Below are 13,404 nucleotides of genomic sequence, written 5' to 3'. Positions count from 1 at the left end.
CATAATCAGTAGTGTTGATTTACCATTAGTTAGGAATCGATGATTCACACGAAATGACTTTGTGCCACTTCTTAGCGGAACTCTTCGATGGAGGAAAAGAGAAGGCAACCCTTCCCTGAGAAACTTCCATGCCGTTTGTCTTCTCCTGGAATCGAAGAGTGAAGCGGACATTCTCTCTTCTTCGAAAGGCACAAGCTCATGGAGAGTGAACATCGAGCTCCAGTTCTAGCGATGAGCTGTTTTGTGGTTAGATGATTTCTTGTCAGGGGTATTTTTGTTTAGAAAAATGAATTTGGAATAATTACCAATCGACTGGTTCAGACTAATGGCATATTGATTAGGAGGGACCATAGATGCGTAGAAAAGTGAGCATCGTAATCATTGCCTGCTGTTTCGTATGTACTTCTGTTTTTTCAACTTCTTTTGCACAAGGAGAGCAAAAGTTAGCCCCTCAAGCCAACTCAGCGATTCTGATGGATGCGGATACAGGAACCATTTTATTTGAAAAAAATAGTCATGAACCTTTACCACCTGCAAGTATTACAAAGGTTATGACCATGCTACTTGTGATGGAAGCCATTGATTCGGGGAAAATCACTCTTCAAGATAAGGTTCCCATCAGTGAGTATGCGGCATCTATGGGTGGATCACAGATTTTTTTGGAACCAGGCGAACAGATGACTGTGAATGATTTATTAAAAGGGGTTGCGATCGCCTCTGCCAATGATGCGTCTGTTGCTTTAGCTGAGCTCATCGCCGGGACAGAAGAAAATTTTGTGCAGATGATGAATGATCGAGCGCAAGAATTGGGATTAAAAAATACACAGTTCCAAAATCCGAATGGGTTACCTGCTGACAATCACTTTTCATCTGCTTACGATATTGCCATTATGTCGCGTGAATTGCTGAAGCATGAAGAGATTACTAAGTATACGGGTGTATATCAAGATTATTTAAGACAAAATACCGAAAAACCATTTTGGTTGGTGAATACAAATAAATTAGTTCGTTTTTATGAAGGACTGGACGGATTAAAAACGGGATTCACATCTGAAGCGATGTTTTGTTTAACTGCCACTGCGAAACGCGGAAATTTCCGGGTCATTGCTGTTGTGATGGGTGAACCCAATGTAAAAACTCGTAATGCAGAGATTTCTGGTATGTTAAATTATGCTTTTAATCAGTTTACGAACATCCTTCTTTATAAAAAAGGAGATGTGATTGCACAGAAGGAAATTGATAAAGGAGATCCTAATCAGATGGTGATTCGAGCCAATCATCCTTTTTCGATTATGATTAAAAAAGGGGAGAATCCAGACTCGTATACGAAGAAAGTGGTCTGGAATGATCTGAAAGCGCCGATTCAAAATGGACAAGTGATTGGTAAAATTCAAGTTTACAAACAGAATCAAGTAGTAGCAGAGATGGATTTGACAAGTGCTCATCCTGTAGAAAGAGCAGGATTATGGACTACCATTAAGAGAGTTGTCAACCAGATGTTGCTTTTCCCCAAAGAGAGTCAAGCCACAGATTAAAATGAACAGATTAAAATGAACAGATAAAAAAAGAGGAAATGGGTGAAAAAACACTTCCTCTTTTTGTGTTTTTCATCCTTAGAAGGAAAGAAAAGGGGGTTCGTAGAAGTAATGGGTTAAAACCAAGAGGGAGGTCATAGTCAGAATGAGTTTAACACTTCAAGTTCATCGGAGGCACCATATACTCATCGTTCGGTTGTCCGGTGAACTGGATCATCATACCGCAGAACAGGTTCGCAATACGATTGAATCTGAGTTGGACTCGGGGATGACCCATTTAGTCCTCAACCTCGCAAATCTTGAATTTATGGATAGCTCTGGGTTGGGGGTTATTCTGGGACGCTATAAAAGGGTTTCACAGTTGGGCGGGAAAATGGCACTCTGTTCGATTCGTCCGTCCATTTTTCGTTTGATGGAGATGTCTGGGTTATTTAAAATATTACCCATTTTCGAAGATGAAGATAGTGCAGTAACTGCATGTGGGGTGGCATCATGAAAGAAACAAAGCGAAATTTGATGGAGCTTAAATTTCTAAGCCGTTCAGAAAATGAAGCCTTTGCACGGATCGCAGTGGCCTCTTTCATTTCTCAACTAGATCCTACAGTAGAAGAGTTGACAGATATTAAGACTGTGGTTTCTGAAGCTGTGACGAATGCAGTGATTCATGGTTATGAAGAAAAGGGGGAAGGATTAATCTTTATACGTACTGAAATCGAAGGGACACGGGTAAATATCACGATCTCTGATCAAGGTGTAGGTATTTCAGATGTCAGTGAGGCAAGACAACCCCTTTACACCTCAAAACCGGAATTGGAACGATCTGGAATGGGTTTTACCATCATGGAGAACTTTATGGATGAAGTTACCGTTCATTCCGTAGCTGGAAAAGGAACAACTGTTTATTTAGTCAAGTATCTGAAGAGCCATCAAAAAACGATGGCAAACCACTGAGGGATTATTTATGGATGCGGACGTACGGAACAATAAACATGGTCATCTCTCTGATGGTGAAGTAAAACAGTTGATCCAAGCAAGTCAGGATGGAGATACAGAAGCGAGAGATCGTTTGGTAAGTCACAATATCCGGTTGGTTTGGTCTGTCGTTCAACGCTTTTTAAATCGAGGATATGAGCCTGAGGATTTGTTTCAAATTGGATGTATTGGTCTACTAAAAGCTGTTGATAAGTTTGACTTGAGTTATGATGTGAAATTTTCTACATATGCTGTCCCTATGATTATCGGAGAAATTCAACGTTTTTTACGAGATGATGGGATGGTCAAAGTGAGTCGCTCTTTAAAAGAAATGGCCAATAAAGCACGTAAAACCAAAGATGATCTTGCTAAGAGATTAAATCGCGTCCCTACCATCCAAGAGATCGCAGCAGAGATGGGCGTTGAACCTGAAGAAATTGTTTTTGCTCAAGAAGCGAATCGTGCCCCGACATCCATTCATGAAACAGTATTTGAAAATGATGGTGATCCCATTACCTTAATGGATCAAATTGCCGATGATTCGGAGTCTATGTGGTTTGATAAATTAGCTTTAAAAGACGCTATTCATCGTTTGACAGAACGTGAACAGTTAATTGTTTATCTCCGTTACTTTAAAGATCAAACGCAATCTGAAGTGGCTGAGCGACTTGGGATTTCTCAAGTACAAGTATCACGACTTGAAAAGAAAATCATCAAAAAAATCCGAGAAGAATTTGATGCTAAAGCTGAAAAATAACTCATATTTCCAAACAATGTAAGCTAACTGCAAAGTCATTCATCTCTGCTTTTCAAAATAGACCAAGAAGGCAAAGAACTTTTTTCATAGGTGACGAATTGTCATAAAGGCTACCTGAACGAGAGAAAAAAGCTCAAGCTAGACTGTCTAGTATGAAATAGCGTTTTCCACCTCTAACAGTGAAGAGGTGTTTTTTCTTTTGATTGGTGCATGACCCTTTGTGCATGATGCATACTAACCAAGAGTAAAATGAACCGAAGAAAGGAAGACATCCATGCGTGAGATCCTCTATCTACGATTGAAAAAAAAGATTCAGGCGAAACCTGGAGAACAGATTCAAGTAAAAGATGTTTGTCAAATGAGTGGACAAGGATCTTTGGATGAGATCTTACAACTTCCGGTTCTAGAGATTAACCCTAAAAATAGTGAATCTTTTATTGTGATCGATGCCCTCGATGTGATCCAGACCATTAACCTTTCATACCCTGAGCTAGATCTTCGTAATATGGGTGAGGGGCATGCCATCATTGAGATTCAAAGTCAAGAAAGAAATCCGAATTGGTTTTATGTGTCTTTGGTTTGGCTTCTCCTGTTTATTGGTTCAGGGCTTGCGATTATGAACTTTCATATGGATGTAAGTATGAATGAAGTGCATCAACGCCTTACTTATTTGCTTACCGGAGAACAGATCCAACAACCTCTATGGCTCCAAATTCCTTACTCCATTGGAATTGGATTGGGGATGATTCTTTTTTTTAATCATCTATTTAAGAAACGATTTAATGAAGAGCCAAGTCCTATGGAATTAGAGATGTTTACGTATCAAGAGACGATTGATCAATTTTTAATTAATGATGAAAAGAAAAAAGTGAAAGAGGAGACGGATGGATCTCTTCACTAATCTGACTCTGATCATTGTAGGGATGGCTGGAGGGATAGCGGTAGGCAGTGGGTTTGTGGCTTTTATTACAGTGTTGGATATTATTTCGAGGTTGGCTCAGATCAGTGGAGGATGGCGGTTTATCCACAATTATGAATATGCGATTGTGACAGGTGTTCTTTTTTTCACTATCATTGATTTTCATGGATGGGTCATGCCGTTTCCCATCTGGATGACTACGATTGTGGGACTCTTTATGGGTATTTTTATAGGGATGCTTGCAGCTGCATTAACAGAAGTGATCAATGTTTTGCCTATTTTGGTTAAGCGATTACGATTGCAAATTCATATACTTACTCTACTGATGGCAATGGCCTTAGGGAAAATTGCTGGCTCTTTATTTCAGTGGATGATCTTTGAAGTCTGGTAGAAAGAGAGATGATTGTGTTGGGAAGCTTTTGGGCTGCTTTTCTAGTGGGGGGTATCATTTGTGTGATTGGTCAATTATTAATGGATTTGACACCGCTTACACCTGCCCATGTTTTAAGCTTGCTTGTTGTACTTGGAGCCGTTTTAGACGGATTTGGTTTATATGAACCATTGATTCACTATGCAGGGGCTGGTGCCACTGTACCCATTACTAGCTTTGGGAATGCACTGGTTCATGGGGCGCTAACAGAAGCGAAAGAACATGGGTGGATGGGTGTGTTTACAGGGATTTTTCAGATTACAAGTGCTGGGATCTCTGCGGCGATTATCTTTGGCTTTTTAACAGCTGTTGTCTTTAAGCCAAGGGGGTAACAAGATGGCTAAACGAAAAGTAATCTTAATTACTGATGGTGACACAGTGGCGAAGGAAACGATCGAAGAAGTCGCTCAGCAGGTAGGTGGACGATGTATCTCACGATCAGCTGGAAATCCAACCCCATTATCAGGATTTTCACTCGTAGATCTGATCAAAGAAGCACTTCACGATCCAGTTCTAGTTATGTTTGATGATTGTGGTTCGGTACATGAAGGAGATGGGGAAAAAGCGTTAAAGATTGTAGCTACTCATCCAGATATTGAGGTTCTTGGAGCGATTGCAGTTGCTTCCAATTGTCCAAATAGTAAAGGGATTCCTGTTCAGTTTGCACTTGATCGTTTCGGTCAGGTTGTTAAACATCGTGTTGATAAATATGGAAATGTCATGGAGGAAGAACCTCCCCACATTTATGGAGATACAGTAGAAGTTTTAAATGACCTTTCGATCCCCATTATCATTGGAATGGGGGATGTTGGGAAAATGGGTAAACGTGATAATCGTGAGATCGGAGCTCCTGTAACTAGAAAGGCTGTGCAACTGATCCTCGAACACCATCAAAAGAATTATTTACATAAAAATAAAACTAGATTAGATTAGGTCATATATGGTTTAATCATTTTTAAGAATGATTCAAAGAGCTGGTGATGAGGGGGCGAAGGAATGTTTTTACACGGAACAAGTCGAATGAATCAACGTGAACATCTAGAAATAGGGGGGTGTGACTCTGTAGAGCTCGTTGAGAAGTTCGGGACCCCTCTATATATCATAGATGAACAATTGGTGAGAGAGCGAATGCGGCAGTTTGTAAGCTCATTTCAGGAGACAGGACTTGCTTTTCAAGTTGGCTATGCAAGTAAAGCATTTAGCACCTTAGCGATGTGTCGAATCGTGGATGAGGAGGGGCTCTTACTCGATGTTGTGTCTGAGGGAGAGCTATACACAGCCTTAAAAGCAGGATTTCCAGCCAACCGGATCTATTTTCATGGTAATAATAAATCGCTATTTGAGATGGAAATGGCATTAGATGTTGGGATTCGTCTTTTTGTAGTAGATAATTTCATTGAATTAGAAATGTTAGATCAATTGGCTAAGAAAAAAAATAGACAAGCACACATTTTATTGCGTATTAGTCCGGGAATAGAAGCTCATACTCATGCATATATCCAAACAGGACAAGAAGATTCTAAGTTTGGTTTTGATTTGGGAAGTGGTCAAGCCCTTCAGGCTACGAAACGAGCAGATCAAGCGGAATCCTTACTACTCTTAGGGTTTCATTGTCATATTGGTTCACAGATTTTTGATGGAATCGCATTTCAATTAGCGATTGAAAAAATGGTTGGACTCATCCACGCTTGCTATCAAGATTTTGGATTCGTGACACAAATCTTGAATGTTGGAGGTGGATTTGGAATTCGCTATGAACAGAAGGATACTCCAAACATACCCGCACATTATGTGCAAACGATTGCTAAGGCTGTCCGCCGAGCTTTTTCCTCTTTTCCTAGCATTCCTGAAATTTGGATTGAACCTGGCCGGAGTATCATTGGTGAAGCAGGGACGACGTTATACACGATTGGTACAACGAAAGAAGTTCCCGGAATTCGCAAATATGTTTCTATCGATGGGGGGATGACAGATAACCCTCGTCCAGCCCTGTACCAAGCAAAATATGAGGCGATGTTGGCTAATCGCGCCAATGAGGAAATTGTGGAAACCGTTTCGATCGCAGGAAAGTGTTGCGAAAGTGGAGATATGCTCATTTGGAATGTAAAGTTGCCTCAAGTCAAGCAAGGAGACTTATTAGCTGTTAGTTGTACTGGAGCCTATACCTTTTCAATGGCAAGCAATTATAATCGTTTACGACGCCCAGCGGTTGTTTTAGTCAAAGATGGTGAAGCCGATCTAGTGGTTCAACGGGAAAATTTTGAGGATCTCATCTCCCATGATCTCATTCCCGACAGGTTAAAAAAATAATGTAGTATGGGGTAAGGGAATAAGGGTTAGTTTATCATACCGATGAAATGAGAGCAGTGCAATTTTTTAAAGGAGAATCGTAGTGATAAGAAGAAAACAAATACAAATATATTGGCTGCCGATTCCCGCAACTTTTAAGGTGGAGGATTTACAGATTTATGATAAATTATTAGATCCGCAAGAAAAAGACATCTATCAGCGATACCAGGTTGATTTTAAAAAAATTGAGTTTGTATTAGGTAGAGCATTATTAAAGACACAAATCGGAAAAGCTTTGCAAATTGCTCCTGAGGATGTACGCTTTTATAAAAATAAATATGGTAAGTTGTATCTTGATGCTAGAAGTGTTCGAGATCAGTCACTGATTTACTTTAATCTATCTCACACAGATGGAATGGTTGTTTGTAGTTTGTCTCAAGTTGCTGAAGTAGGGATCGATGTTGAAAAAATAAAAGAAAACGATTTGGAAGCGATGAAGCTTGTTTTTACTCCTCCAGAGTGCGAGTTTGTGCGATCTCAAAAAATTGAAGATCAACTGCGATCCTTCTATCTTTTGTGGACACGAAAAGAAGGAGTAATGAAAGCGGAGGGAAAAGGCTTTTCTCTTCCACCTCAATCTTTTCAAGTCCCAACTAATTTGGGCCGATGTGAGAGTGAATCATATGTTTATCATACATTCCAACCTACTGGTGAGTATATGATTTCTGTAGTAGTGAGGAATGGAAATGAAGATCTTATGTTTCAAGAAAATCAGTTGAGTGTCCAAACACTGAAATCTATATGTTGCCAATGTTAAAGAATCATGGATTTCAATACTACTTGATGCATATTTTTAACCTTGCAGATCCTTCTTGTGACGATAAAACTAAAAAAAATAATCTTATGGGAGGAACTAGTGATGTTTTTTGAATCAACTAAAATAAGGCTTAGAAAAATGACATCTGCTGATGTGGAGCTTTACCATAAATGGAGAAACGACATGGAAGTAATGCAGTCAACCAACCCTTTCTTAGATTTGTATGATATAGAAGAGACGAAAGATTTTGTAAATCACGTTATACTGGGTTCTAATACCTCCAAGAGCTATATGATTCTTGATAAAGAGTCTGGTACACCGATCGGTATTACTTCATTAATCAATATCGATTTTAAAAACCGTCATGCCGAGTGTATTATTGATATTGGAGAAAAAAGTCATTGGGGGAAAGGTTTTGGAACAGAAGCGATGACTTTACTCCTTGAATATGCTTTTCTTGAAATGAATTTGAATCGAGTTTCACTAAGGGTTTTTTCCTTTAACAAGAAGGCGATTAACCTTTATGAAAAGTTGGGTTTCAAACATGAGGGTACATCTAGACAATGTTTGTTTAGACGAGGCGTTTGGCATGATATTGTACATATGGGTCTGTTACAAAATGAATACTTAAATAACTAATGTTTCAACTCTCATTTAAGAAATGCTTTTTATCGAAGATGTCGATCCCTTTCATCCCAATCGAAAAGAAATAACTAATAAACAAAAGCCAGCTAATCTATAGAGCTGGCTTTTGTTTATATCTATTTAACTTGGAATTGGGATATTGAAGCTTTGAAAAGTGTGGAAATAGTATATGAATGAACACACTAAGTTTCTTAATTGTTTTTGGATTCAATTGTGGAAAGTTTGTGCCTAACAAGGGCAATTTCATCCGAAGAGTTGACGAATATGGTATGATTTTCAGTGATAACCCCGCCTCTAAAGGAGGATCGATGATGCAACAAAAACATAGCATGTTACGAATTTTTTCTATTATTACCTCCATCGGCGCATATATCATGCTCATTATAGGAGCGATCGTTTCTAAAACGGAATCAGGGAAAGGTTGCGGTAATTCGTGGCCCTTTTGTCATGGACAACTAATCCCAGAATCATTGCCATTGGAGACGATCATTGAATATAGTCACCGAATAGTTTCAAGTGGAGTAGGACTTTTAATTTTAATTCTAACGGTTTGGTCTTGGAGAGCTTATCGAGAAAATTATAGAGTGAAGCTTCTTGGTTTCCTCAGTCTATTCTTTGTTGTTTTCCAAGGAGCATTAGGGGCTCTAACTGTTGTATTTGAAGGTGATTTTGCTAAAAAAACCTCGCTTGCCTTTCACTTTGGTTTTTCTTTAATCTCTTTTGCGAGTGTGGTTTTACTATCGATTCAGCTATTCCAATTGAAAAAAGGAACAGCATTAGAAAACGGACAGAAGCTGGAATCATTCATCGGCTTATCCAAGCGGATGCATCAGTCGATTTGGGCCTTAGCCGCTTATAGTTATGTGGTGATTTATACAGGTGCACTTGTACGACATGCAGATGCAACGATGGGTTGTGGCTATCAGTTCCCAGGTTGTGGAGCTATCATGTTCCCTAACATTTCTTCGATAGCTGGAATTCATATGTTACACCGCTATGCAGCGTTTTCGATCTGGATTTTATGTTTAATTTTCTTGATCGTGGTGATTCGCCACCATAAAAACCGAACGAAATTAGTAAAAGGAGCATGGTGGGCATTTATTCTGATCAGCTTGCAAGCAGTCTCGGGTGTTGTAACGATTCTGACCGATGGAGTCCTTGTCTCAGCTCTTGCTCACACTACGATCATTTCGATCTTCTTTACTGTACTCGCTTATTTATGTTTACAAATTGGATGGAAGCATCAAGAACCTGAAAAGCAGTAGAAAATTGGCCATGATGAAAAAGTTTATGGCAGACTTCTAAAGGAGCATTTTATCAAATCAAAAGCGTCGAGGATTAGATTTCCTCGACGCTTTTGATTTGATATGGATTTTGAAAGGTTGCTTTATTAAGATCTCTTCGATTAATGAAAATTTGCTAACTTTCATCCAATCTTGATTTCAACTAAACCCGTAGACGAAAAATTTTACGAATTGCTGTGTTCAAGACATTTGCTACATATAGTCAATGGGATAATATCTCACGTTTGCCCATAACAACTGTTGCTCTAGCAGTCGTTATTTTTTCTACGCTCAGGCAGTTCTGTGCAAGAGGCTATAGTTACGATATAGTTAATGAATCAGGCGAATCCAATTAAAGTAGATTGAATAAGGAAAAATGATGCTTGGAGATGATTAAATGAATGTTATTTTAGAAACACAACGACTATTTTTAAAGGTTTTTGAAGTTGGAGATATAAACGATGTGAAGAGTTTTTGGGGTAATGATGAAGTAATGGAACATTGTTCGGGAGCCACCCCGCATGAGAAAATTCCTAAGGTGATAGACTTTTATGTGAGTTGTCAGATGGACAAAGGACTCTCAGTCTATGCGGTTGTTGAAAAAGAAACAGGAAAGGTCATTGGAGCAGCAGGATTTAATGTTATAACTTCCCTAGAAACAGTAGAACTCATTTATCACTTTGCTAAGGAATCGTGGGGAAAGGGATATGCTACTGAAGCTGCAAACGCTTGTGTAGACATTGCAAAAGCAAATGGACATGTAAAGAAAATCTATGCTTCAGCGGACTCGCTTAACACCAATTCTTTAAAAATATTAGATAAAATTGGATTTAAATATTGTGGTATGAAATGGTTTGACGATACTCAACAAGAAGAGCCTTATTATGAAATGGTCTTAAGTTAACCTGATTCTGAAATAATTACAGGTCTGATTATGACGTTGAGCTTCAGCTGTGGGAGTGTCAAACTGATATTTCAGAATGGCTGTACAAGACAATATCTTTTTTGTCATTATAATAAAAGGGGATTTAGATAGAATGAGAGGAATAGAGAAGAAGAGGGATTTAATTTGATCTAATGTGATCTCTTCTCAATAAATTCATTTGAAAGATTAATAGAAAGTCGTGATCGAAGACCGTGGATGTGAAAATTAAATTAGACTCATTTGAAGGACCCTTAGACCTACTTCTCCATTTAATCGAAAAAGCAGAAGTAGACATTTATGAAGTTCCCATTGCAAAAATTACAGATCAGTATGTACATGTATTATCAGAAGCCCAAGAGCTGGAATTGGAAGTGGCTAGTGAGTTTCTTGTGATGGCGGCTACCTTGATTGCCATTAAAAGTCGTATGCTTTTGCCAAAACAAGAACTTGAGGAAGAAGATTTTGATCTCTTAGAGGAAGAATGGATGGACCCTCGAGAGGAACTCGTGGAACGTTTGCTTGAATATAAGCGTTATAAGCGTCTGGGAGAAGTCCTACGCGAACGTGAAGAGGAACGGAGTAAGGTCTACTCCCGTTCTCCAATGGATTTAACGCCTTACATACCTGATGTCAACCCAGTGGAAGGTTTGACTGCTGATGATCTCCTACAAGCTTTCGTAGAAGCTTTAAAAAATCAAAAACCACCTGAACCAATGACAAAAGTGGCAAGAGAAGAGATTTCAGTGAGTGCCCGGATGGAAGAAATTTTTCAGGAGTTGTTGGAAAAAGGGCATCTTTTTTTCTCTCGCCTCTTGTGTTGGGATGAAGTGACCAAAGAACGGGTGATTACGACCTTTCTTGCACTCTTGGAGTTAATGAAATTAAAGCGAATTGTTTGTCGTCAAAATGATCTTTTTGGAGATATTTTGGTTGAAAAAATGGAAGTGGAGGTGACTTCATAATGTCAGATCGTGATCAATTAAAAGCCATTGTAGAGGGTTTACTATTTGCTGCTGGCGAAGAAGGATTGAGTCCCAAAGAGATCGGTGACATTATTGGGTTAAATAAAAATGAAGTTGATCTTCTCATCCATGATTTGCGGGTCGATTGGAAAGAGCAAAATCGTGGGGTACAGATTGTCAAAGTGGCACAAGTTTATCAGATGACTACATTACCTGAACACCGTCAATACTTTGAGCAACTGGCTCACTCCCCCCATCGATCTCAATTATCGAGAGCTTCACTTGAAACATTAGCTATTATTGCCTATCGCCAGCCGATCACTCGCGTTGAAATTGAAGAGGTTCGCGGAGTGAAATCAGATCGCATTTTACAGCAGTTACAGCGAAAAGGTTTGATTCGAGATGTGGGTAGGGCTGAAGGAGTGGGACGTCCGATTCTCTATGGTACTAGTAAAGATTTTCTGGATTACTTTGGACTGAATCACATTGATGAACTCCCTCCTCCAGACAGTATTTTTAATTGGCAAGAGTGGGAACAGGATCGGAGTGATTTGTTCCAGCGATTGGGGATGGGATCTGCTCAGTCTGAAGAAGAATCATCGTCAGATCAAATGGAAGAGACTACAGATGCTAGTGAAGTGGTTACATCATAAAGTTCTGGGATTAGGTTCCCGGAACTTTTTTTATTTATGTGATCGTATATATCCAATTTTTGTTGATCAGACTACCGAATAATGGTAGGTGGTTGGGTTGAAAATAACAGTATTTATTTTGTTGATCTTGTTGGGGATCACCGTTGGATTATGGTTTAGCTATGTTCGGATCGAAATGGTTTATAAGAGAGAGCAAGGCAATGATCGAGGAGAAGTGATGTTTAAGGCGCTAGGGGGACTTCTTCGTTTTCGGGTAAATATCCCCAAAGTGGATTGGGAAGGTACGGAACAAGGGATTCATGTAGAAAGTAGATCAGGGACAAAGGCAATCAATAAGCAAGAGGAGCTTCAGATTGATCAGCGTAAGGTTCGTAAAGCCAAAAAGATGTATGAAATGGTGTTGCAACGGATTGATGATTTAAAAGAGATCATGCGTCAATTTCTTAGCAAAGTTACTTGTGAACAATTGATTTGGGGGACAACGGTTGGAACGGGAGATGCTTCAGAAGCAGGTATTTTAACAGGTGTGATTTGGGGTGTGAAAACCACGTTAGTCGGTTTTTTTAGTGGATATATTCGTTGGAAGGAGCCTCCACAGTTAATCGTCGATCCTGTCTTCACCTATCCAATCATTAGGACCCATTTTCATGGCATATTTCGCTTTCGTCTAGGGCATGCTATCCTTGGCATCACCCGTATGATACTTCACTTGCGCAGAGGGAGGGAGCGGAATTGGCAGAGCAGCACCCCATTCAGGGCTTGATGCAAACAGCGATGGAAAACATCAAGGAAATGGTGGATGTAAATACCATTATTGGTGATCCCGTAGAGACTCCAGATGGTCAAGTCATCATCCCTGTTTCGCGAGTTGGTTTTGGCTTTGCGGCTGGAGGTAGTGAATTTACAGGAAAAGGGGATCAGGAGAAGGAAACGAAAAACTTTAGTTCTTCTGGTGACCCTAAAGAAGGACAAGGATCTGATCCCTCTTTACCATTTGGTGGAGGTAGTGGTGGAGGTGTGTCGATTACACCTGTAGCTTTTATCGTTGTTGGAGATAAAGGAATTCGTCTACTCAATATGGAAGGCTCGAATAATCTATACAATCGTTTAATTGATGTAGCCCCGACCTTGATTGATCGTATTTCGGGGAAAGATTCAAAGAAAAAAGAAAGTCATTGCCAACCAAAGCCTGAACCACCTCCATGTTGTTAACATCC

At 39.5% G+C, this 13,404-nt stretch carries 17 protein-coding genes; all 17 read left to right on the top strand.

Annotated features, from left to right (window positions below; genetic code table 11):
• Nucleotides 1–353: 353 nt before the first annotated feature.
• The 17 genes from EDD58_RS11710 (at nucleotide 354) to ytfJ (ending at nucleotide 13,399) form a co-directional block, all read left to right on the top strand.
• Nucleotides 354–1,535, top strand: coding sequence for a D-alanyl-D-alanine carboxypeptidase family protein (locus EDD58_RS11710; protein WP_131925807.1), 1,182 nt, complete (start codon nucleotides 354–356; stop codon nucleotides 1,533–1,535).
• A 145-nt stretch (nucleotides 1,536–1,680) separates the two neighbouring features.
• Entirely contained in the window at nucleotides 1,681–2,031 is a 351-nt protein-coding gene (spoIIAA, locus tag EDD58_RS11705; protein ID WP_131925805.1) for an anti-sigma F factor antagonist, read from the top strand.
• The gene (gene spoIIAB, locus EDD58_RS11700; protein WP_131925803.1) at nucleotides 2,028–2,486 is read left to right on the top strand and encodes an anti-sigma F factor; all 459 of its coding nucleotides are present in this window, start codon (nucleotides 2,028–2,030) and stop codon (nucleotides 2,484–2,486) included. The genes spoIIAA and spoIIAB overlap by 4 nt, the downstream gene beginning before the upstream one ends.
• 10 nt (nucleotides 2,487–2,496) lie before the next feature.
• Nucleotides 2,497–3,264 carry an RNA polymerase sporulation sigma factor SigF gene (sigF, locus tag EDD58_RS11695; protein WP_131925801.1) on the top strand — a complete coding sequence of 256 codons (768 nt, stop codon included), beginning with the start codon at nucleotides 2,497–2,499 and terminating at the stop codon, nucleotides 3,262–3,264.
• A 274-nt stretch (nucleotides 3,265–3,538) separates the two neighbouring features.
• A complete protein-coding gene (locus EDD58_RS11690) occupies nucleotides 3,539–4,165 on the top strand; it encodes a stage V sporulation protein AA (RefSeq protein ID WP_131925799.1) in 627 nt (208 codons plus the stop codon).
• Nucleotides 4,149–4,574: a stage V sporulation protein AB gene (locus tag EDD58_RS11685; protein WP_131925797.1), complete on the top strand. Its 426-nt coding sequence runs from the start codon at nucleotides 4,149–4,151 to the stop codon at nucleotides 4,572–4,574. The genes EDD58_RS11690 and EDD58_RS11685 overlap by 17 nt, the downstream gene beginning before the upstream one ends.
• An 8-nt stretch (nucleotides 4,575–4,582) precedes the next feature.
• Complete coding sequence (gene spoVAE, locus EDD58_RS11680; RefSeq protein ID WP_424321670.1) at nucleotides 4,583–4,945, top strand: stage V sporulation protein AE; 363 nt, start codon at nucleotides 4,583–4,585, stop codon at nucleotides 4,943–4,945.
• 4 nt (nucleotides 4,946–4,949) lie between these two features.
• Nucleotides 4,950–5,546 carry a stage V sporulation protein SpoVABEA gene (gene spoVAEA / locus EDD58_RS11675; RefSeq protein ID WP_131925795.1) on the top strand — a complete coding sequence of 199 codons (597 nt, stop codon included), beginning with the start codon at nucleotides 4,950–4,952 and terminating at the stop codon, nucleotides 5,544–5,546.
• A gap of 63 nt (nucleotides 5,547–5,609) precedes the next feature.
• Entirely contained in the window at nucleotides 5,610–6,923 is a 1,314-nt protein-coding gene (gene lysA / locus EDD58_RS11670; RefSeq protein ID WP_131925793.1) for a diaminopimelate decarboxylase, read from the top strand.
• Nucleotides 6,924–7,005: 82 nt separating this feature from the next.
• Nucleotides 7,006–7,719: a 4'-phosphopantetheinyl transferase family protein gene (locus EDD58_RS11665; protein ID WP_131925791.1), complete on the top strand. Its 714-nt coding sequence runs from the start codon at nucleotides 7,006–7,008 to the stop codon at nucleotides 7,717–7,719.
• 102 nt (nucleotides 7,720–7,821) lie between these two features.
• Nucleotides 7,822–8,358 (top strand): GNAT family N-acetyltransferase, encoded by a 537-nt coding sequence (locus tag EDD58_RS11660; RefSeq protein WP_131925789.1) that lies wholly within the window; start codon nucleotides 7,822–7,824, stop codon nucleotides 8,356–8,358.
• A 317-nt stretch (nucleotides 8,359–8,675) separates the two neighbouring features.
• The gene (locus tag EDD58_RS11655) at nucleotides 8,676–9,629 is read left to right on the top strand and encodes a COX15/CtaA family protein (protein WP_165875956.1); all 954 of its coding nucleotides are present in this window, start codon (nucleotides 8,676–8,678) and stop codon (nucleotides 9,627–9,629) included.
• A 415-nt stretch (nucleotides 9,630–10,044) separates the two neighbouring features.
• Nucleotides 10,045–10,551 (top strand): GNAT family N-acetyltransferase, encoded by a 507-nt coding sequence (locus tag EDD58_RS11650; RefSeq protein ID WP_131925785.1) that lies wholly within the window; start codon nucleotides 10,045–10,047, stop codon nucleotides 10,549–10,551.
• A gap of 239 nt (nucleotides 10,552–10,790) precedes the next feature.
• Nucleotides 10,791–11,534, top strand: a complete 744-nt coding sequence (locus tag EDD58_RS11645; protein WP_341539274.1) for a segregation and condensation protein A — start codon at nucleotides 10,791–10,793, stop codon at nucleotides 11,532–11,534.
• Nucleotides 11,534–12,187 (top strand): SMC-Scp complex subunit ScpB, encoded by a 654-nt coding sequence (gene scpB, locus EDD58_RS11640; protein WP_131925781.1) that lies wholly within the window; start codon nucleotides 11,534–11,536, stop codon nucleotides 12,185–12,187. Before EDD58_RS11645 ends, scpB begins: the two co-directional genes overlap by 1 nt.
• 97 nt (nucleotides 12,188–12,284) lie before the next feature.
• The gene (locus EDD58_RS11635; RefSeq protein ID WP_131925779.1) at nucleotides 12,285–12,950 is read left to right on the top strand and encodes a DUF2953 domain-containing protein; all 666 of its coding nucleotides are present in this window, start codon (nucleotides 12,285–12,287) and stop codon (nucleotides 12,948–12,950) included.
• Entirely contained in the window at nucleotides 12,950–13,399 is a 450-nt protein-coding gene (gene ytfJ, locus EDD58_RS11630; protein ID WP_131925899.1) for a GerW family sporulation protein, read from the top strand. Before EDD58_RS11635 ends, ytfJ begins: the two co-directional genes overlap by 1 nt.
• The last annotated feature ends 5 nt before the right edge of the window (nucleotides 13,400–13,404 follow it).

Origin of the sequence: Hazenella coriacea, assembly GCF_004341825.1 — a bacterium.
Classification (GTDB): domain Bacteria; phylum Bacillota; class Bacilli; order Thermoactinomycetales; family Thermoactinomycetaceae; genus Hazenella; species Hazenella coriacea.
This window is presented reverse-complemented; position numbering and strand designations above follow the sequence as displayed.